The following is a 20051-nucleotide window of genomic DNA, read 5'->3' as shown; positions in this document are numbered from 1 at the left end:
CAGGCGACACATGTCTCCTGTCTCGATGTGTCGCGGCTGCACTCCAACCCCGTGCATTTCCAAGGTTGCGCCAGAATATTGTCGCCGATACAGGCCTTCATCCTGGGCGTTGAGGCCTCACCCATCCTCCCTGCTACGTCCTGCAAGCAACGAAGTGTGGGGCGATGACCGAATTCGATGAGCCACTCGACCCAACGTCCTGGGACATCTCGTTCCGACCTTCATCCCGTGGCCGCGGCGGTGCTCGCCGGCGGCGGCGAGATGGGCGCGCTCATGCGCGCCACCGACTGGTCGAAGACGCCCGTGGGCCCGCCGGAGACCTGGCCGCAGTCGCTGCGCACGGCGGTCAGCATCGTGCTCGAATCCCACTTCCCCATGTACATCGCGTGGGGACGACAGCTCGTCCAGTTCTACAATGACGGATACAGGCCCGTGCTCGGCTCCACGAAGCACCCCTCGGCCATGGGCACCAGCGCCCAGACGACGTTCGCCGAGAGCTGGCACATCATCGGCCCGCTGTTCGACGGGGTGTGGCGGGGCGCGGCGGTCGGCTCGGTGGATTGGATGCTGCCGCTGGACCGGAACGGCTACCTCGAGGAGTGCTACTTCACGTACTCCTACAGCCCCATCCGGGACGAGAGCGGGGGCGTCGGAGGAATCCTCGTCACCCTGACGGAGACCACGGGCCGGGTGCTCGGCGAACGACGGCTGCGAACCCTCCGGGACCTCGCGGCGCGCGCGGGGACCGTCAAGCGAGAGGAGGACGCCTGGCGTGAGGCCGCGCGAGCCCTGGCGGGCAATGCCTACGACCTTCCCTTCGCCCTGCTCCATCGCCTGGGTCCCAGCGGCGAGCTGTCCTCCGACCTGATGGAGGCGACGGGCTGGGAGACAAAGGCCCAGGCCGCCTCGCGGTTCGGCGACCTTCCCGCCAGCGCCACCTGGTCCTTCTCCGAAGCGTGGGAGGCCCGGGGAGGACACCTCATCTCCGACGCGCACACCCGCTTCGGCGAGCTCCCGGGCGGCCCCTGGCCCGATTCTCCCCACTCCGTCCTGGTGCTGCCCATCACCCGCCCTGGGGCCAGGCGCCCTCATGGCTTCCTCGTCGCGGGAGTGAGCGCGCGGCGCGCCCTGGATGAGGACTACCGGGGGTTCCTGGCGCTGGTGGCGGACCACCTCGCCACGGCCGTCAGCAGCGCTCGCGCCTACGAAGAGGAGAAGCGGCGGGCGGAGGCCCTCGCGGAGCTCGACCGCTCGAAGACCGCCTTCTTCAGCAACGTCAGCCACGAGTTCCGCACGCCCCTCACCTTGATGCTCGGCCCCGTCGAGGACTCCCTGACGGATGTCGAGCATCCCCTCCCTCCGCCGCAACGGGAGCGCCAGGAGATGGTGCGCCGCAACGGGTTGCGGCTGCAGAAGCTGGTCAACACCCTGCTCGACTTCGCCCGGCTGGAGGCGGGCCGTGTCCAGGCTTCGTTCATCCCCACGGACCTCTCCGCCCTCACTCGAGATCTGGTCAGCAGCTTCGATTCGGCGATGACCACCGCGGGGCTGGAGCTGGTCGTCGCCTGCCCGCCGCTGCCCGACTCCGTCTATGTGGACCCGGAGATGTGGGAGAAGGTTGTCCTCAACCTGCTCTCCAACGCCCTGAAGTTCACCTTCGAGGGCCATGTCCACATCGCGCTGACATGGCTGGACGACAGCGTGGAGCTGACGGTGAAGGACACGGGCATCGGCATGCCGGAGGAGGAGCTGCCGCGCATCTTCGACCGCTTCCACCGCGTCGAAGGCGCGCGGGGGCGCAGCCACGAAGGCACGGGCATCGGGCTGTCGCTGGTGCGGGAGCTCGTCAAACTGCACGGTGGCACCGTGACGGTGACGAGCGCCGTCCAGCGGGGCACCACCTTCACGGTGCGCCTCCCCACGGGCTTCGCGCACCTGGACCCGGAGAAGGTCGGAGCGGCCCGGACGCTGGCCTCCACCGGGATTGGCGCCCGCGAGTTCCTCGCCGAGGTCTCCCAGTGGAACGAGCCGGGGCTCCCCAGCGCGGGTCCTCCCCTCTCCCACTCCGAGGCGCGCATCCTCGTGGCGGACGACAACGTCGACATGCGCGGCTACCTGCTGCGCCTGCTGTCACCCCACTGGCGCGTGGAGATGGCGAGCCATGGCGCCCAGGCGCTCGCCTCCGCGCGGGAGAACCCTCCCGACCTCATCCTCTCCGACGTGATGATGCCGGGCGTGGGCGGCCTGGAGCTGGTGCGGGCCCTGCGCGCCGACGAGCGCACCCGCTTCATCCCCATCCTGCTGCTGTCCGCGCGGGCCGGAGAAGAGGCCACCATCGAGGGGCTGCGCAGCGGCGCGGACGAGTACCTGGTCAAGCCCTTCTCCGCCAACGAGCTCCGGGCCCGCGTCAACGCCCTGCTCACCGTGTCCCAGCTCCGGCAGGAGGCGCTCCTCGCCGAGCGCATCCACGCGGAGGAGGCCCGACGCCTGCTCGAGGAGGCCCAGCGCGCCACCCGCTCGCGAGAAGAGACGCTCGCGGTGGTCAGCCATGACTTGCGCTCGCCCCTCACCACCATCCGCACCGCCGCCGAGCTGCTGCAGCGACTCCCCCGGGAGGGCGACACGGGCACGCGCGTGCACAAGCAGGCGGAGTCGATTCACCGCGCCGCCACCCGGATGAACCGGCTCATCGACGACCTGCTCGACCTGGCGAGCATCGACACCGGGACGCTCTCCGTCGACGCGCGGCCGCAACGCGTGGAAGACCTGGTGCGCGAGGCCCAGGAGCAGTTCGAGCCCCAGGCGGCGGAGAAGGGCCTGACGCTCGACAGCGACGTGACGCCCGGGCTCGTCCTGCGATGTGACAGGGAGCGCTTCCTCCAGGCGTTCGGCAACCTCGTCTCCAATGCCATCAAGTTCACTCCGCCCGGGCCGGGAGGCCGCATCCACCTGAGGGCCGGACACACGCCTGGGACGCCTGGCATCCGCTTCAGCGTGACAGACAGCGGCCCGGGCCTTTCGCCCGAGGCGCAGCGGCACCTCTTCGACCGCCACTGGCACGCGGCCCAGAAGCGGCGCGACAGCCATGGACTGGGGCTCTCCATCACCAAGGGCATCGTGGAGAGCCACGGCGGGCAGCTCCTCCTGGAGGCCACCTCCGACACCGGCAGCACGTTCTCCTTCTGGCTCCCCACCGAGCCTCCCTCCGGAGAGCGCTCGGTGGTTCCGCGCCCGGTGCTCGCGCGCGACGCCTCACAAGAGCACTTCATCCAGAGCGGTGGCGAGATGGGCGCCCTGATGCGCGCCTTCGACTGGCGGACCACTGCGCTGGGGCCGATGGAGCGCTGGCCCCAATCGCTACGGACCTCGGTCAGCACGATGCTGCGCTCTCCGTACCCCATCATCCTGTTCTGGGGTCCGGAGCTGAACATGCTCTACAACGACCCCTTCCGGCCCATCCTCGGGACCAAGCATCCGCTGACGCTGGGCGCGCGCGGCTCCGAGGCGCTGGCGGAGGAGTGGAAGCTGCTGGGCCCCTTGATGCAGCGCGTGCACGCGACGGGAGAGCCGCTCTTCATCGAGAACGGCAACGTCAACTTCGCGCGGCGGCCCGGGGGCCTTCGGGAAGAGGCCTACTTCACCTGGTCCTACAACCCCACCATTGGCGAGTCGGGGGAGATCGCCGGCCTCTTCGCCATCGCGAGCGAGACGACGCGGCAGGTCGTCGGAGACAGGCGCCTGGCCATCCTCCGGGAGCTGTCCATCCGGGCGGCGCTCAGCGCCAAGGTCGAGGCGCTCTTCGTCGCATTGGAAGAGGTCCTCACACCCGCCGGACACGATTTGCCCTTCGGCCTGCTCTACGTCGTCCGGGGCGAACAGGCGCAACTCGTCACCTGCGCCAACCTGCCCCGAGGCTCGGCCTCGGCGCCCACCGAGCTGCACCTGGATGAGACGAGCGCGTGGCCGCTCGCCAGCGTCGTCCACGAGGGACAGGAGGTGCTGGTCGACGACCTCGCGACGAGGTTCGGTCCCCTCCCCGGTGGCCCCTGGCCCGAGCCCACGACTCGCGCGCTGCTGCTTCCGGTGCCCATGGGCGCGGACGCGGAGCTGATGGGCGTGTTCGTCGCCGGCATCAGTCCGCTGCGCGCGCTGGATGACGAGTACCGGAGCTTCCTGCAGTTGCTCGCGCGGCAGCTCGCCGCCAGCTTCGCCAGCGCCCGCGCCTACGAGCAGGAGCGGCAGCGCGCCGAGCAGCTCGCCCAGCTCGACCAGGCCAAGACGGCCTTCTTCAGCAACGTGAGCCACGAGTTCCGCACGCCGCTCACGCTGATTCTCGGGCCCATCGAAGACGCCATGAACCGGGAGCCCAGGGTCCTGGAGGGAGAGCAGTTGGACCTGGTGCGCCGCAGCGCGCAGCGGCTCTACAAGATGGTCAACACGCTGCTCGACTTCTCGCGCATGGAGGCCGGACGGACGCAGGCCACCTACGTCCCCACGGACCTGGCGACCTTCACGCGCAACCTGGCGAGCACCTTCGAGTCCGCGGTGGGCAGCGCCGGGCTGCGGCTGCGGGTGGACTGCCCCCCGCTACCCGAGGCCGTCTACGTGGACCCGGAGATGTGGGAGAAGGTTGTCCTCAACCTGCTCTCCAACGCGGTGAAGTACACCTACCAGGGCGAGATTCATGTGGGCCAGCACTGGAGGGACGGGGGCGCGGTCCTCACGGTGCGGGACACCGGCGTGGGGATTCCCGAGGAGGACCTCCCGCGCGTCTTCGAGCGGTTCTACCGCGTGCGCGCCACCCAGGGCCGGAGTCACGAAGGGACGGGCATTGGCCTCGCCATGGTGGAGGAGCTCGTCAAGCTGCACGGGGGCACCGTCTCCGTGACGAGCCGGCTGGGCGAGGGCACCACCTTCACGGTGCGGTTGCCGGGCGGCTCGGCCCACCTGCCCGAGGAGCGAATCGACCACAAGCCCCGCTCGCGCTCGTCGGCGGCCTGGGCCGCGCCCTTCGTCCAGGAGGCGCAGCGGTGGTCGGCTTCGGACGCGCCCCTGCTCCAGCCCGTGGCGGTGGAGCGCGCGGACGACGCGCAGTTGGACATTCCCGAGTCGCTGACGTCCTCGCGCATCCTCCTCGTCGACGACAACGCCGACCTGCGCAGCTACGTCTCGGGGTTGCTGGGCCGCCGCTTCACCCACGTCGAGACGGCGATGAACGGCCGTGAGGCCCTGGAGCGGGCGCGCCGCCAGCCGCCCGACCTCATCCTCTCCGACGTGATGATGCCGGTGCTGGACGGCTTCGGCCTCGTGCGCGAGCTGCGCGCGGACCCGCGCACGCGGGCCATCCCCATCATCCTGCTCTCCGCGCGCGCGGGCGACGAGTCCACGGTGGAGGGCCTGTCGAGCGGAGCCGACGACTACCTGGTCAAGCCCTTCTCCGCGCGGGAGCTGATGGCCCGGGTGCGCACGCAGCTGGAGATGGTCAGCGTGCGGCGGGCGGTGACGCGCAAGGAGCTGGAGAAGGAGGCGCTGCTGGACTCCGTGCACCTGCGTGACGAGTTCCTCAGCCTGGTCAGCCACGAGCTGCGCACCCCGGTGAGCGTGCTGACGCTCAACATCCAGAACCTGTTGCGCAACCTGGACCGCGAGGACACCCGGCTCTCTCCAGAGGAGCTGGTGCGGAGCCGGGCGCAGACGACGCAGAAGCAGCTCCAGCGACTGACGCGGCTGGTGGAGCACCTGCTGGACGTGTCCGAGTTCGTCACCGGCCGCCTGGCGCTGGTGCGCCAGGACGTGGATGTGACGGCCGTCGTGAAGGACGTCATCGAAGGGGCACGGGAGAAGGCCGCGCGCGCGGAGTCCTCCCTCACGTGGACCACCCCACCCGCCGTGGTGGGCCGGTTCGACCCGGAGCGGCTTCGTCAGCTCGTGGAGAGCCTGGTCGACAACGCCATCAAGTTCGGCGCGGGCAGGCCCATCGAGGTCAGCGTGGCCGCCTCCGGGGACAGCGTCCGCATCGCCGTGGTGGACCATGGCCCCGGCGTCGCCTCCGAAGACGGCGAGCGAATCTTCGGCCGCTTCGAGCGCGCCGTCTCCACGCGCAATCACGGAGGCTTCGGACTGGGCCTGTGGATGGCGCTCCACATCGCCGAGGGCCACGAGGGAGGCATCCACCTGACGCCCACGGAGGGCGGCGGCGCCACCTTCACCGCCGAGTTGCCGCTGACAGCGCCGGAGGGCTGACGGTCGTCCGTGAGGCACACACCCTGCTAGACTGCCGGGCATGGTGCCGTTGACCGACCGAACCCGAGCCGCCCTGCCTCCCGAGCAGCGAGAGGCGCTGGAGCGGGAGCTCGCGCCCCTCACGATGCTCCAGGACGTGGTGCGCTGGGGCTTCGCCAGCACGCCTCCGCGCGACGTGACGGAGGTGGTGGTGCAGGACGAGTTCACCCACGACGTGGTGCTGCCCTGGAAGGACGGCGGCTACCTCGTCTTCGACACCACCTGACTCGGCGGAGTCAACGCGGTCTCCGTGTGGGACCGTCGCCCCAGTGCTGATGACCTGCTCGACACCCGGCTCGCCGCGGGCTGGACGCCCACGCCCACCGGCACCGTCGACGGAGACGTCATCCTGGGCCATGCCGCGTGCAGGGTGCCGCCCGCCAAAGGCAAGGCGACACCCTGAGCGACGCGGGGACTACTTCCCCTTGCCCTGCTCCTTCACCCACGAGTCCTTCAGGGTGACGGTGCGGTTGAAGACGGGCTTGCCCGGCTGCGAGTCCTTGGGGTCCGCGAAGAAGTACCCCAGCCGCTCGAACTGGAAGCGGGACTCCGGCGTCGCCTGGGCCAGCCCTGGCTCGATGCGCGCGTTCCTGAGGACCTCCAGGCTCGCCGGATTGAGGAAGGTGGTGAAGTCCTTCGCGTCATCCGAGTCCGGGCTCTCCACGGAGAAGAGCCTGTCGTACAGCCGCACCTCGGCGGTGGGCGCGTTGCCCGGCACCCAGTGCAGCGTGCCCTTCACCTTGCGGCCATCCGGCGAGTCACCGCCGCGCGTGGCCGGGTCATAGGTACAGCGCAGCTCCGTGATGTTGCCGGCCGCGTCCTTGATGACCTCCTTGCAGGTGATGAAGTACGCAGAGCGCAGGCGCACCTCCTTGCCCGGCGCCAGTCGGAAGAAGCCCTTCGCGGGGACCTCCATGAAGTCCTCCGCCTCGATGAACAGCTCGCGCATGAACGGCACCTTGCGCGTGCCCATCTCCGGCTTCTGCGGGTGGTTCTGCACCTCCAGGAGCTCCTCCTGCCCCTCGGGGTAGTTCTCCACCACCACCTTCAGCGGGCGCAGCACCGCCATGGCACGAGGGGCCGTCTCGTTCAGGTCCTCGCGGATGCACAGCTCCAACACGCCCATGTCGATGAGCTGCTGCGTCTTGCTGATGCCCGCGCGCGTGGCGAAGTCGCGGATGGAGGCCGGCGTGAAGCCCCGGCGGCGCAGGCCGCTGAGGGTCATCATCCGGGGGTCATCCCAGCCGGAGACGTACTTCTCCATCACCAGCTTGAGCAGCTTGCGCTTGCTCATCACCGTGTAGTTGAGGTTCAGCCGGTTGAACTCGTACTGATACGGCCGGTCCCCCTGGATGAGGCTGTCGACAATCCAGTCGTACAGCACGCGGCGGTTCTCGAACTCCAGCGTGCAGACGGAGTGGGTGATGCCCTCAATCGCATCCGACAGGCAGTGCGCGAAGTCGTAGAGCGGGTAGATGGGCCACGCCTCGCCGGTGCGGTGATGGTGCGCGTGGCGGATGCGGTAGATGGGCGGGTCTCTCAACACGGGGTTGGGGGACGCCATGTCGATTTTCGCGCGCAGCGTGTGCTTGCCGTCGGGGAACTCTCCGCCGCGCATGCGCTCGAAGAGGTCCAGGTTCTCCTCCACGGAGCGGGTGCGGTACGGGCTGTCCCGGCCCGGCGTGGTGAAGTCGCCGCGGTACTCGCGAATCTCGTCCGCGGACAGGCTGCACACATACGCCTTGCCCTGTTTGATGAGCTGCACGGCGAAGTCGTAGAGCTTCGGGAAGTAGTCGGACGCGAAGAACTTGCGGTCGTCCCAGTCGAAGCCCAGCCACTTCACGTCACGCTGGATGGACTCGACATAGTCGGTGTCCTCGGTGACGGGGTTGGTGTCGTCGAAGCGCAGGTTGCACACGCCGCCGTATTGCTTCGCCAGCCCGAAGTTCAGGCAGATGGACTTGGCGTGGCCGATGTGGAGGTAACCATTGGGCTCGGGCGGGAAGCGGGTGTGCACGCGACCCGCGTGCTTTCCCGCCCGCCGGTCTTCCTCGATGATCTCCTGGAGGAAGTTCAGGCCCTGCGTTTCGTTCGTCGTCGTCATGATGGGGGCGAATCCTCGTGAAGCCGCCCGGGGCCGGCAAGCGATTCCTTGCACCCTCGCCGTTCCCAGCGGGCCTCGAACCAGAACATCCGGGCCGTGGGACTCCTTCCGCCCCCGAAGCAACGGGCGGCCGGGAGCCTCCGAAGGCCCCTCTAGAGGGACGCCAGCAGCGCTTCCCAGGCCCCCAGGGCCCTGGACGCGGACAGCTCGTCGGCCCGGGCCCGCGCCTTGCGGGACAAATCCTTGCGGTGCACCTCGTCGGTGACGACGCGCTCCAGCGCCTCCGACAGCGCCTGGGCGTCCTCCACGGGCACCAGGACGCCGTGGCGGCCATGCTCGAGGACCTCCCCCGGCCCGGAGGGGCAGTCGGTGCTGACCACCGGGCACCCCAGGGCGAGCGCCTCCAGGAGCACCATGGGCAGGCCCTCGAAGCGCGAGGACAGGGCGAACACGGTGGCCCGCTTCATCAGCGCGTGCGGATTGGAGGCGAACCCCGGCATGAAGACGGTGGACTCCACGCCCAGCGAGCGCGCCAGGGCCTTCAATTCGGCCTCCAGCGAGCCCACCCCGAGGATGAGCAGGTGCTGGTCCACGCCCCGCTGACGCGCCAGGGCATGGCTCCGGATGAGCACGTCGAAGCCCTTCTGGGGCTCCAGCCGGCCCACGGCGATGACCACGGGCTTCGCGAAGACGGCCGGAGCCCAGTCCGGCAGCGGCCCTTCCGCGGCGGCGCGCACGGTGTCGCCGTCCACGAAGTTGGGGATGACCTGGAGCCGGTCCTCCGGCACGGGAACCAGCGACCGGAAGGAGCGCGCGGTGTCATGGCCGCAGGCGACGATGCGATTCATCCGCGGGTACAAGAGGCGCAGCCCCCAGAGCTGCCGGCGCGGCTGCTCGTGGTGGAACGCGCCCCAGTCGAAGTGGATCATCCCCACCACGGGCTTGTCGAGCAGCTTGCCCGCCAGGCAGGCCAGCAGCGCGGCGCGGCCCTCCTGCCCCGCGACGATGACGTCGGCCTCGCGCGCGTGGCGCAGCAGGTGCCAGAGGTACACCGGCAGGCTCTGCCGATGGTAGTCGTAGGAGTCCGTGGCCCAGACGACCTCGGTGTTCTTGGGCAGCCGGTCCTCGCGCCCTGGTGGGGGCCGGTGGTGGAAGAACAGCCGGGTGGCGAAGCGGCGCGGGTCCAACCCCTCCAGGATGTTGCACACGGAGCGCTCGATACCGCCCCCGCCCAGGAACACGAGCGTGAAGAGCACTCGCTTCCGGATGGGGTCTTTCGAGGCGTCTCGTGGCACCGGTTGCAGCATCAGCCCCCACTCCCAGAAGGCGGGTGCACCGTAGTCCAAGCAGCCATACCCGCCAACAGAAGGCACGCCGGGCCTGTTCTCTAGAGAGCCGAGCCACCAGCCTGACGCGGGCCGACAGGGAGCTCGACTAGACTGGCTCCGGCCCACGCCTTCCTACCCCCCCGTGAAAATCCCACTCCGCCCGAGCCGTGTCCTCCTCCCGCTGTCCCTGCTCGTCCTCGTCGCCGTCGCCGGCGCGCTGGCGGTGCGCGGCCACCGCATCGGACTGGGGCTGCTGCACCCCCCACATGTGCCGGTGGAGCGGCCGGAGGCCTCTCTGGAGTTCACGGGCCTGGAGGACGTGACGTTCTCCAGCGCGGACGGGCTGACGCTGCGCGGCTGGTATGTGCCGTCGCGCAACCGGGCGGCCGTGGTGCTGGTGCATGGCTTCGCGGACAACCGCGCGCAGTTGCTCTTCGAGGCGCGCGCCCTGGCCCGGGCCGGCTTCGGCGTGTTGCTGTTCGATTTGCGCGCGCATGGCGAGAGCGGTGGAGACCGCGTGACGTGGGGAGACAGCGAGCGGCGCGACGTGACGGCCGCGCTGGACTTCGTCTCCATGCGGCGCGACGTGGACCCCGCGCGGCTGGGCCTCTTCGGCTTCTCCATGGGCGGCACCACCGCGCTGCTGGTGGCGGAGACGGACGCCCGCGTGAAGGCGGTGGCCGCGGCGGGCGCGTACCCCGCGCTGGAGGCGGACGTGTACTCGGGCTACGGCCGGTGGGGGGCCCTCAGCGCGGAGCCGGTGCTGTGGACGCTGCGGCACGCGGGCGTGGACGTGAACGCGGTGCGCCCCATCGACGGCATGTGCCAGCTCCAGGGCCGGCCCCTGCTGCTCGTCAACGGAGACGTGGACCCGGACGCGCCCGCCAAGCTCCAGGCCAGCCTCTTCCGCGCCGCCTGCGAGCCCAAGGCCCTGTGGGTCGTGGAAGGCGCGGGCCATGGCGAGTACGCGCGCGTCGCGCCCGAGGAGTACGCGCGCCGGCTGCGCGAGCACTTCGACCGGGCACTCCTGAGCGCGGGCTGACACGCGGGAGCTACGGGGTTCCCGACGGCTCGGCGGTCTCGGGCGCCGCCGGAGGCTCCCACGCGGGCAGCGCGTTCAGCGCGGGCCGCCCCACGAGCAGCTCGTGCGGACGGAAGCCGCCCTTGTAGCGCAGCGACGCGCAGGCCTGGACGCGGTAGCCCAGGTACACGTGGGGGATTCCCCGCGCCCGCGCCAGCTCCACCTGGAACACCACGTTCGCCGTGCCCGGGGACAGGGCCGCACAGGCCGGGTCGTAGAAGAAATACACCGCGCTCCACGCTCGCGGCGTCTCGTCGCAGATGCCCAGCGCCACCAGCCGGGGGCCCCCCTCCGCGCCGTCGTCGTAGTACGCGACTTCGCGCGCGGACGGATGCGGGAACGAGAACTGGAGCGAGTACTCGCGCGGGGTGAGCGGCGAGGGGTCCCACTCCCGCGAGGACTCGCGCTCCGCGTGCCACGCCCGGTAGAGCGCCAGCCGCTCGTCGTCCACGCGGGGCACGCCCACCTCCACGCGCAGGTGCGCGCAGGCCGCCCGAGCGCGGCGCTGGCTGCGGTTGGGGCGGAAGGACTCCACCGGCAGCCGCAGCGAGACACACTCGCCACACGAGGCGCACGCGGGCCGGAAATACAGCGGTCCGAACCGGCGCCACCCGCGCACCAGCAGATGTTCGTACTCCTCCGGTGACACTTCCTGCATCACCAGGTTTTCCAGTGACGCCTGCCGCTCCGGCAGATAGCTGCACTGGCGAGGGGCTTCGACTTCATGTGCCAGGAGGAGAGCCATGTCCGTCCACGTTCCTCTCCGGAGGCCCGCCCGGCGTCAAGTCGGCCGCGGGTGTCAGCATGCCCCGCGGCCAGGGAGCCACGCTCCTTCAGTGTCTCATGTCGAGCCCCTGACGCGTCTCCAGACGCGAGGGCATGGCATGGCGACTGCAACCATTTTTCCCCGACTCCCACGCAAAAGGCGGAAGCACATGGCCCGAGACTGCCTGCATCCCTGGATGGACCGGCTCGCCCATGCCCGATGGGAGGCCGAGGCACTCGAGCGCCCCGCCTCCTTCGAGGGAGAGACGTGGGACGAGCAGCGGCTGGGAGCCCGGATGCTGGAAGCGCTTCGCTCGAACCCGGACAGACGTGTCCTGCCCTCACGACCTTCCTGGCAGGTCGTCGAGGACCCCCGGTGGGAGCCGGACGACTTCGAGTCCGGTGTGGCGAGCTATTGAAGGACGCGTCAGGTCCCGACGACGCGGCGTCATCCGGAGACACAGCTTCTCAACCTCATCCATTTTGAGAACACGTTCCCCGCGCACACCTTGCGCGGCGGGCAGGCGGCCGCGCAAGCCGCGCGCGATGGATGGAACGCCAAGGCGTCTTCCCGGCCCCCGGCGCCAGCGCGTATAAGTCTGACATGTCCGCAATCGATGTCTCGGTGGTGATGCCCACCCACCGACGAGAGAAGGAAGTGGTGGAGGCCATCCGTTCGGTGCTCCGCCAGGAGGGGGTCCACGTCGAGGTCATCGTGTTGGATGACACGCCGGAGGGCACGGCTCGGGCGACGGTGGAGGGGTTGGGCGATGAGCGCGTGCGCTACGTGGTGAACGACCCGCCCTCCAAGGGCCGTCCGGCGGTGGTGCGCAACCACGGCGTGACGCTGGCGCGCGGTCGCTACCTGCACTTCCTGGACGACGACGACATGCTGGCGGACGGCGCGCTGCACGCCATGGTGAGCGCGCTGGACGCGCGCCCCGACGCGGGCGTGGCGGTGGGCTGGGTGGTGCCCTTCGGCGACGACGCGGACTGGCTCAAGGACAAGAGCGAGTACTTCGAGTGGGCCGCCAAGGTGGGCGCCTCCACGCCCAACAGCGCGTGGACGGTGGCGCACATCCTCTTCCGCGGCACGCTGTACGTGAACTCCGCCTGCATGGTGCGCCGGGAGCACTTCGCCGCGCTGGGCGGCTTCGACGCGTCCATTCCCGTCTACGAGGACGTGGACTTCTACCTGCGCGGCATCCGCGCCTTCGGCCACGTCTACGTCAACCGGCCCATCCTGCACTACCGCACCGGCCGGCCCTCGCTGATGCACAACCTGGGCAAGGACGGCACGCTGGTGATGCAGTCCAACGAGATGATTCACGGCAAGTATCGCCAGACGAACGGCGTGCTGGAGTACCGCGCGCTGCAGCTGTTGATGCGGGCGCTGCCCTTTGATGTCGCCAAGCGGCTGCCGCTGCGGTTGCCGAAGCAGGGCCGGGTCTCATGAGCCTGAAGAGTCGCCTCGTCGGGACAGCCAAGCGCCAGGTGAAGCAGACGCTGCGGCCGGTGTTGCAGCGGGCCATGGCGCCCGCGCGCACGGAGATTCCCGCGTCGTATTGGGGGCTGGAGCATCGCGCCAGCCAGGGCCTGTGTCTGGAGGGCGTGCCGCTCAAGGAGCTGGTGAAGCGATGGGGCTCGCCGTTGCATGTGGTGCACCTGGCGGCGCTGCGGCGCAACGTGGAGCGCTTCCTGGCCGTGCCGCAGGGACGGGCGGGCGGCTGCGAGGTGTTCTACTCGTACAAGACGAACCCGATTCCCGGCGTGCTGGAGGTGCTGCACGGGCTGGGCGTGGGCGCCGAAATCATCTCCGCCTATGAGCTGTGGCTCGCGCTGAAGCTGGGCGTCGCGCCCGAGCGCATCGTCTACAACGGCCCGGTGAAGTCGGACGCCTCGGTGCGCGAGGCCATCTCCCGGGGCATCCAACTGCTGGCCGCGAATCACGCGGAGGAGCTGGGCACCTTCGCGCGCATCGCCGCGGAGGTCGGCAAGCGCCCGCGTGTGGCGGTGCGGGTGACGACGGACAGTGGCTGGGCGGCGCAGTTCGGCACGCCCATCGCCGGGGGCGCGGCGCTGCGGGCGTATGCGCAGGCGCGCGCGTCGTCCCATCTGGACGTGGTGGGCCTGCACGCGCACCGGGGCGCCACCATCCGCACCGAGGGCGAGTTCACCGGCTTCGTGGAGGCGGTGCTCGCCTTCACGGACACGCTGCACCAGGAGCTGGGGTTGGACCTGGAGGTGCTGGATTTGGGCGGCAGCCTCTGCACCCCGTCGGTGGAGCACATCGCCGAGCGCGACTGGCGGCTCAACCTCACGTTCTTCCGCGACGTGCCCGCGCCGGACCCGGAAAGCGCGCTGGGCATCTCCCGCTACGTGGCGCTCGCGGTGGAGCTGGTGGAGTCGCACTACACGCGCCGGGGCCGCAAGCGTCCGCGCATCTTCCTGGAGCCGGGCCGCGCCATGACGGGCGACACGCAGCTTTTGCTGGGCCGCGTGCACACGCTCAAGGAAGGCGATGACCGGACGTGGGCGGTGCTGGACGCGGGCGTGAACCATGCCGAGTGCGTGCGCAACGAGTACCACCAGCTCTTCCACGTGGACCGGCCGGACGCGCCCGCGTCGCGCGTGTACACGGTGGTGGGGCCCATCTGCACGCCGGGCGACACGCTGTACCACGCGAAGCGACTGCCGGAGCTGGCCGCGGGCGACACACTGGCCATCATGGACGCGGGCGCCTACTTCGTGCCGTTCGCCACGTCCTTCTCGTATCCCCAGCCCGCCATCATCGCGTTGGACAACGGGCAGGAGCGGCTCCTGCGCCGGGCGGAGACGTTCGAGGACCAGTTGGCCCTCGACACCGTGACGGCGACTCCGGGCAAGCCCGAAGCCGCCTGAGCCCGCTCCCCTCCCGCGCCTACCGGTTGAGCACCATCATCCGGAGGAAGGCGCGGGGGTGGCGCGCGGAGCCGTAGAGAATCTGGGCGACCTCCACCGCCGTGGGCATCATGTCATCCGAGTCGATGAGCGGGTCCACCGCCACGTCCCGGTGCTCGCCCAGCCAGCGTCGCCACTGACGGGCCTCGTCGACGGGGAGCGCGCCCGACAGGCGCTGGAGGTTGAGCAACATCTCCAACGCAATCCGGTTGCAGAACACCTCGCCCTTGCCCGTCCACTCGCGCGCCGCCTGAACCACGCGCTCCAGCGCGGGCGTGTCGCCCAGCGCCGCGTGGTAGGCCATCAGCGGCAGCGGCAGGCCCCGGGCGATGTCGAAGCCCATCTGCCCGTAGTAGCGCGGGTTGAAGTCGATGAGCAGGAACTCGTCCTTCGTCTGGATGAACTCCACCTCGAAGACGCCGTGGTAGCCCAGCCGCTGGCACAGCCGCTTGAGGCCGTCCGCCAGGTCCTGGCGCACCGGCGCGGACTCGAAGCACACGCCCACGCCCAGCCGGCGCGGACGCTGGAGCACCTTCATGGCGCCCCGCACCTCGAACAGCTCGCCGGACTCGTCCACGAAGCCCGACAGGCTGTAGATGCCCTCCGCCGCCTCCGGATGGAACTCCTGCACCATGGGCCGCGCCACCGCCGGGTCGAACTTCACCAGCATGTCCGCGTACCCGTCGCGCGCGAAGGCCCGGTACTCCGCCACCAGCTGCGACGGCTCCGCCACCGGCAGGCCCTTGACGTGGGTGGAGTAGAGAATCTGCGTCGTCGGCTTGATGAGGACCGGGAAGCGCGCCTCGCGGGAGATGGCCTCCAGGTCCGCCTCGGACTCGGGGAACCACGTCCGCGGCAGCGTCAGCCCCACCGCCTGGCCCGCCTCGAAGAGCTTGCGCTTGTTGAGCAGCCCGTACACGGACTCCACGCCCGGGTCATAGAGGTGGAAGTACTTCGACAGCTCGCTGGCGTGGACCGACACCAGCCACGCCAGCTCGTCGCTCGTCGGGTACAGCACGTGCCGGCCCGGCTCCCTCCGGCCGAAGTCCAGCAGCCACTCCATGAACGCCTCGGGCTGGGACTCGGGGGGACACTGCACGCGCCGCCCGACGAAGCGGGACCAGCTCGCGGGCCCCAGGCGGCCGGGGTCCGCCACCGTGACGTCAATGCCATTGCGCCCGAAGCAGCGCGCGGCGGCGAGCGTGCCGTAGAAGCTCGCGGAGAACAGCAACGCGGACGGTCGCCCCTCCACTCGCGGGCGCGCCGCCTGCTCCACCTTTACGTCTTCTGCCTCCACCTGAGCCGTCTCCAGTCTCTCCACGTCCTCCAGCCTGCGAGGACGCGGGGGCGTCCTGCGGGCTGTTGCCTGGGCTTGCGCGCCGACACCTGAAGCCTGCGTCGGAGCGGGAATCGAGAGACCCGCGGCGAGCCCGGCGGTGAGGAGTGAGAGGATGTGTCGTTTCATGCCTTGGGGACTCAACATAGCCGCCCCCCCCACCATTTGCCCCTGTCCACTTCGCCTCATGTGGTTGGAGGGCCATGGAACCCGGTCCGGGTCGGATGCGACGACCCGTTGGCTCGCGGCGACCCATGGGGCCGGGAAGCCTCCTCGGGCCATGGCACGAGCAGCTGGCCCCGCGCGTCAGGGGCTCACGCCACCCTCCGGCCGCCACACGAGGTAGCCCGAGTCGAGCAGCCACGGCTCGTTGGACACGCCGCCAACGCGCGCCCCCAGGCGCGTGACGGACTCGCGAAATGCGTCGGCGGGCGAGGTGTGTCCCGCCTCGCGCGATTGTCTCCAGGCATCTGTCCACTCCTGGAAGAAGTGGTGCATGGCCTCGCCGGGACGGACGCGTCGGCGCAAGTCCCGGGGCAGCCAGTCGCGAAACAGCAGGGGCGCGAAGCCGTTGCGAAAGTCGGTGTGGAACAGGAGCGCCTCGCGCGCGGGCGGAGCCTCCGGGTCCGCTGAAGTCCGACGCAGCAGGTGCGCGGTGAGCACCGAACCCTCCGGGTCCGAGCTCCCCTCCACGAGCAGCCCCGACGGGAGCAGGAAGCGACCCAGGGCGCGGTGCACCTCGGAGACGCGTTCGACGGGTCCCTGACGCAGCAGGTTCATGGCCCGCACGAGGCGGACGGGCTCGTCCTCCGAGAGGGGCAGCTCGAAGCCCCCCTGCCGGAAGTGCGTGCGGGGCCCCGCATGGGCCTGGGCCGCCAGGGCGCGCGCCTCCTCCAGCTCCACGCCGATGACGGTGAGCTCCGGCTGGAGCGCTCGAAACGCCTCCGCGCTCTCCAGCGTCGTCCACGGGTGCTCGCCGAAGCCCACGTCCACGAAGACGGCGCGGGCCCAGGCACCGTCCACGCGCGTCAGCAGCTCGCGCTCGAAGCGGCACAGCCAGGCATCGAGCGCGCGCAGCCTCCCTGGCGCGGTGCGTCCCCGGGTCTTCGCATCCAGCGTGGACATGGCTCCCACTTCGTCGAGGCCCGCCGCGCGCGTCAAGCCTCCCCCCGGTTTCCCCCAGCCCGCGCGGGCCGGTAGGCTCCCCTCGTGCGCCCCGCGTCCGCCCTCACCTGCCCCGGCTGTCAGGCGCCCCGCGTGGAGGGGCTGGAGTGTCCCCGCTGCGGCGTCATCTACGCCCGCGCGGAGGCCCGTGCGGCGCGCAAGGCCGAGCAGGAACGCGCGGCCGCGGCGGCGCCCCCGGAACCCGCGCCCTTCGAGGTGGACCCCGCCTGGCTCGTGCCGCCGCCGGACCTGCGCTCGGACGCGCACCCGCTGGAGACCGCCGCGTTCGACGCCGCCGACGAGCAGGCCGTGCACGAGCTGCGGCTGCGCCTCACCGTCGTCCCCGTGGCGCTGTTCCTGGGCTACCTGGGGGCCACCGGCTCGCTGCGCTTCATCGTCCGGCTGTTCACCATGCTCGTGCACGAGGCGGGGCACGCCATCACCGCGTGGCTGTGCGGCATCCCCGCCGTGCCGTCGCTCTGGGTGACCTCCATGGGCTCGGAGCGCTGGTATTCGCTGGCGCTGGTGCTCGCGGGCGGACTGGGGGCGCTCACGTGGGTGGGCTGGAAGCTGCATCGCCCGGCGTGGGTGACGTGGGGCGTGGTGCTGCTCACCGCGCAGCTCTTCTGCACGCTGCTCCTGCCCATGGCGAGCACGACGGCGCTCATCATCTTCGGCGGCGACGCGGGGATGCTGGTGCTGGGCACGGTGCTGATGGGGTGCTTCTACGTGAGGCCCGGCAGCTACCTCCACGTGCGGGGACTGCGCTGGGGCCTGGTGCCCATTGGGGCGCTGTCCTTCTGGGACTGCTTCTCCACCTGGTGGGCCGCGAGGACGAACACGGAGGAGATTCCCTTCGGCCGCATGGAGGGCGTGGGCCTGAGCGACCCGAGCCGCCTGGTGGAGGAGCATGGCTGGCAGGAGGGCGACCTCATCCGCCGCTATGTGATGCTGGGCGTGGTCTGCCTGGTGGCACTGGCGGTGTTCCACGGCCTGCATCTCTACCGGGGACGCAGCCGCCTCCGAGACGCCGTGCGAGCGCGGCGCTACCAGGACCCGTGAGGCGACGTCGCGGGTTGTGACAGCGGTGGAGAACGCCGGTACCCTTCGCGGCACATGGTCCCCTCCGCCCCGCCGCTCCCCTCTCCGGAGCCCACCCCGTCCTCGATGTCCGACGCCCCCGAGCAGGTCCAGCAGCGCTTCGGCTGGCTGCCGCCGGTGGGGACGTGGAAGTACCACCTGCTCTTGAGCGCCGTGGCCCTCTTCATCCTCGGGCCCCTGGGTGGCATCGCCGCGTCGTACATGAACTTCAGCGTGGGTTTCTTCGTCGGCGGGCAGGTGCTGGCGGGCATCCTCGGCAGCGCCGTCACGTACGGCTACGGCGCGGAGGGCAAGCACGGCGCCAACTACATGCAGACGATGGCCGCGTCGGTGGCCTCGCTGTGCGCCATGTCCGTGCTCATCCAGGCCATGGTGTGGTTGGGCATGGAGCTGCCTCCCGCCTGGCACCTGATGCTCTTCGTGGGCTGCGTGGGCATGTTCGCGGTGGGCGTGGGGATGCTCTACACGCCGCTGCTCGTGGACCGGCTCCAGCTCGACTACCCGTCCGGCTTCGCGGTGGCCAACATCCTGCGCGCGCTGACGGACAAGCGTCTGCTCAAGGCGTCCATCTCCAAGCTGGGTGGCGGCACGCTGCTGGGCGCCATCGCCGCGTGGATGACGGAGAAGATAGCCATTGTCGGCGCAATCGGAACGAGCGCCGCCACGCTGGGCGCGGGCATGATTGTCGGCAGTCGCATCACCGTGCCCGCGGTGCTGATGGCCGTCATCGGCGCGTGGCAACTGCCCTACCTGCGTGAAATCGGCTGGCTGGGCGCGGCGGACCCGTTCCGCAAGGTGGGCTTCCTCATCGGTCTGGCCATGATTTGCGGCGCGGCGGCGGTGGACCTCTCGCTGCTCGCAATCCAGGCCGCCGCGCGCATCCGCGCCCGGGCCGACGTCGAGCAGGGCGAGGAGCCGGCGTGGAAGAAGGTCAACATGCCCCGGCTGCTGGCGTGGGTGGTGGGCTGGGGCGCGGCGACGCTGTTGGTGGGTACGCTCGTGCTGGGGCAGCCCCTGACGTGGCTCGCGTTCGGCCTCGCGCTGGCGCTCCTGTTCGTGCTCATCAACGGCATCTCCTACGGCATCACCGACCAGAACCCCATCTCCAGCGCGTTCGTCATCTCCATCATGTTGATGTCGCTGATGGGCCTGAAGAACCCGCTGGTGGGGTTGATGGCGGCGACCATCCTGCTCATCTCCACGTCCGTGGGCTGCGACATGCAGCAGGACCGCTCCACCGGCTGGCGCCTGGGCACCAATCGCATCATCCAGTTCCGCTATCAGGTGATGGGCGTCATCATGGGCGCGCTCTTGTGTGTGGGATTGGCGAAGGTCTTCATGACGGCCTACCCGGCGCTGACCGTCAACCAGCTCGACAATCCCAATGTCCCGGTGGGCCAGTGGGGCTCCGCCATGACATACAAGCTGGTGGGCGCCATCCGGGATTTGGGCTCGCTGTCGGACGCGAAGGTGCGGGCGATGTACTTCGGCCTGGCGCTCGGCTTCGGCATCCAGGTGCTGCGCAAGCTGCTCCTGCGCCACCAGGGCTACCAGCGCTACATCAAGAGCTCGCGCGCGGGCTTCGCGGTGGGCTGGACCATGGACTCGCTGGTGCTGGCCAGTCCCTACGCGTCGTCGTTCGGCGGCTTCGTGTCCTTCCCCGTCTCGCTGTGGTTCGGCGCGGGTGGCGTGGTGGCCTCGGTGTTCAACACCCTGACGCAGAAGCGCGCCCCCGCCGCCGCGGGCAGTCCCGGACAGGGTGAGGCGCTCCCCGAGGACATGAGCACCATGTCCCTGGTGGGCGGTGGCCTCATCGCGGGCGAGTCCCTCTTCTTCCTCATCGCCGGCTTGATTGGATTGGCCAGCCTGCTGGCGTGAGTAGACATTCGCGGACAGAAGGGCGTGGGAGGACTCGACACGTATCCCCGCCTTCATGGGACAACCGGTGCG

At 70.2% G+C, this 20051-nt stretch carries 14 protein-coding genes; 9 read left to right on the top strand and 5 right to left on the bottom strand.

The features are described from left to right. Positions 1-177: 177 nt before the first annotated feature. The 3 genes from G4D83_RS27775 to G4D83_RS27765 are packed head-to-tail and all read left to right on the top strand — an operon-like array spanning position 178 to position 6685. On the top strand, positions 178-6243 hold the full coding sequence (locus G4D83_RS27775) for an ATP-binding protein (protein ID WP_240356672.1): 6066 nt from the start codon (positions 178-180) through the stop codon (positions 6241-6243). A gap of 40 nt (positions 6244-6283) precedes the next feature. Continuing rightward, positions 6284-6508 (top strand): hypothetical protein, encoded by a 225-nt coding sequence (locus G4D83_RS27770; RefSeq protein ID WP_163867871.1) that lies wholly within the window; start codon positions 6284-6286, stop codon positions 6506-6508. Positions 6509-6532: 24 nt separating this feature from the next. Then, a complete protein-coding gene (locus G4D83_RS27765; protein ID WP_163867870.1) occupies positions 6533-6685 on the top strand; it encodes a hypothetical protein in 153 nt (50 codons plus the stop codon). Positions 6686-6697: 12 nt separating this feature from the next. Here the strand turns inward: G4D83_RS27765 and G4D83_RS27760 are convergent, their stop codons facing one another. Further along, positions 6698-8386, bottom strand: coding sequence for a glutamine--tRNA ligase/YqeY domain fusion protein (locus G4D83_RS27760; RefSeq protein WP_163867869.1), 1689 nt, complete (start codon positions 8384-8386; stop codon positions 6698-6700). A gap of 152 nt (positions 8387-8538) precedes the next feature. Then, on the bottom strand, positions 8539-9759 hold the full coding sequence (locus tag G4D83_RS27755) for a glycosyltransferase (RefSeq protein WP_240356664.1): 1221 nt from the start codon (positions 9757-9759) through the stop codon (positions 8539-8541). Between the two features lie 97 nt (positions 9760-9856). On the opposite strand from G4D83_RS27755, the gene G4D83_RS27750 reads away from it, so the two are divergent. Continuing rightward, complete coding sequence (locus tag G4D83_RS27750) at positions 9857-10756, top strand: alpha/beta hydrolase (protein ID WP_240356662.1); 900 nt, start codon at positions 9857-9859, stop codon at positions 10754-10756. A 10-nt stretch (positions 10757-10766) separates the two neighbouring features. Here the strand turns inward: G4D83_RS27750 and G4D83_RS27745 are convergent, their stop codons facing one another. After that, positions 10767-11540, bottom strand: coding sequence for an arginyltransferase (locus G4D83_RS27745; protein WP_163867867.1), 774 nt, complete (start codon positions 11538-11540; stop codon positions 10767-10769). A 190-nt stretch (positions 11541-11730) separates the two neighbouring features. On the opposite strand from G4D83_RS27745, the gene G4D83_RS27740 reads away from it, so the two are divergent. The 3 genes from G4D83_RS27740 to G4D83_RS27730 all read left to right on the top strand — a co-directional run bounded on the left by G4D83_RS27740 (position 11731) and on the right by G4D83_RS27730 (position 14461). Further along, a complete protein-coding gene (locus tag G4D83_RS27740; RefSeq protein WP_163867866.1) occupies positions 11731-11979 on the top strand; it encodes a hypothetical protein in 249 nt (82 codons plus the stop codon). Positions 11980-12164: 185 nt separating this feature from the next. Continuing rightward, positions 12165-13016, top strand: coding sequence for a glycosyltransferase family 2 protein (locus tag G4D83_RS27735; RefSeq protein ID WP_176435685.1), 852 nt, complete (start codon positions 12165-12167; stop codon positions 13014-13016). Further along, positions 13013-14461, top strand: coding sequence for a type III PLP-dependent enzyme domain-containing protein (locus G4D83_RS27730; protein ID WP_163867864.1), 1449 nt, complete (start codon positions 13013-13015; stop codon positions 14459-14461). Before G4D83_RS27735 ends, G4D83_RS27730 begins: the two co-directional genes overlap by 4 nt. Positions 14462-14480: 19 nt before the next feature. Here G4D83_RS27730 and G4D83_RS27725 read toward each other — a convergent pair whose 3' ends face one another. Next, the gene (locus tag G4D83_RS27725; protein ID WP_240356660.1) at positions 14481-15965 is read right to left on the bottom strand and encodes a carboxylate--amine ligase; all 1485 of its coding nucleotides are present in this window, start codon (positions 15963-15965) and stop codon (positions 14481-14483) included. 177 nt (positions 15966-16142) lie between these two features. Next, a complete protein-coding gene (locus G4D83_RS27720; protein ID WP_163867863.1) occupies positions 16143-16961 on the bottom strand; it encodes a methylase in 819 nt (272 codons plus the stop codon). Positions 16962-17045: 84 nt separating this feature from the next. Between G4D83_RS27720 and G4D83_RS27715 the strand changes: the two genes are divergently transcribed. Together G4D83_RS27715 and G4D83_RS27710 are read left to right on the top strand one after the other, a co-directional pair. Continuing rightward, the gene (locus G4D83_RS27715) at positions 17046-18062 is read left to right on the top strand and encodes a hypothetical protein (RefSeq protein WP_163867862.1); all 1017 of its coding nucleotides are present in this window, start codon (positions 17046-17048) and stop codon (positions 18060-18062) included. Between the two features lie 105 nt (positions 18063-18167). Beyond that, positions 18168-19979 carry an OPT/YSL family transporter gene (locus G4D83_RS27710; RefSeq protein WP_240356658.1) on the top strand — a complete coding sequence of 604 codons (1812 nt, stop codon included), beginning with the start codon at positions 18168-18170 and terminating at the stop codon, positions 19977-19979. Positions 19980-20051: the final 72 nt, after the last annotated feature.

The sequence above is a fragment of the Myxococcus eversor genome (assembly GCF_010894455.1).
In the GTDB taxonomy this organism is placed as follows: domain Bacteria; phylum Myxococcota; class Myxococcia; order Myxococcales; family Myxococcaceae; genus Myxococcus; species Myxococcus eversor.
Note: the sequence above shows the minus strand (reverse complement) of the source record. Positions and strands in the feature narration are given on the sequence as shown.

Excerpts from the sequence above, each read along its gene's own strand:
- G4D83_RS27775 (WP_240356672.1), top strand. The coding sequence starts at position 178 with ATGAGCCACTCGACCCAACGTCCTGGGACATCTCGTTCCGACCTTCAT.
- G4D83_RS27770 (WP_163867871.1), top strand. The coding sequence starts at position 6,284 with ATGGTGCCGTTGACCGACCGAACCCGAGCCGCCCTGCCTCCCGAGCAG.
- G4D83_RS27760 (WP_163867869.1), bottom strand. The coding sequence starts at position 8,386 with ATGACGACGACGAACGAAACGCAGGGCCTGAACTTCCTCCAGGAGATC.
- G4D83_RS27745 (WP_163867867.1), bottom strand. The coding sequence starts at position 11,540 with ATGGCTCTCCTCCTGGCACATGAAGTCGAAGCCCCTCGCCAGTGCAGC.
- G4D83_RS27740 (WP_163867866.1), top strand. The coding sequence starts at position 11,731 with ATGGCCCGAGACTGCCTGCATCCCTGGATGGACCGGCTCGCCCATGCC.
- G4D83_RS27735 (WP_176435685.1), top strand. The coding sequence starts at position 12,165 with ATGTCCGCAATCGATGTCTCGGTGGTGATGCCCACCCACCGACGAGAG.
- G4D83_RS27730 (WP_163867864.1), top strand. The coding sequence starts at position 13,013 with ATGAGCCTGAAGAGTCGCCTCGTCGGGACAGCCAAGCGCCAGGTGAAG.
- G4D83_RS27725 (WP_240356660.1), bottom strand. The coding sequence starts at position 15,965 with ATGAAACGACACATCCTCTCACTCCTCACCGCCGGGCTCGCCGCGGGT.
- G4D83_RS27720 (WP_163867863.1), bottom strand. The coding sequence starts at position 16,961 with ATGTCCACGCTGGATGCGAAGACCCGGGGACGCACCGCGCCAGGGAGG.
- G4D83_RS27710 (WP_240356658.1), top strand. The coding sequence starts at position 18,168 with ATGTCCGACGCCCCCGAGCAGGTCCAGCAGCGCTTCGGCTGGCTGCCG.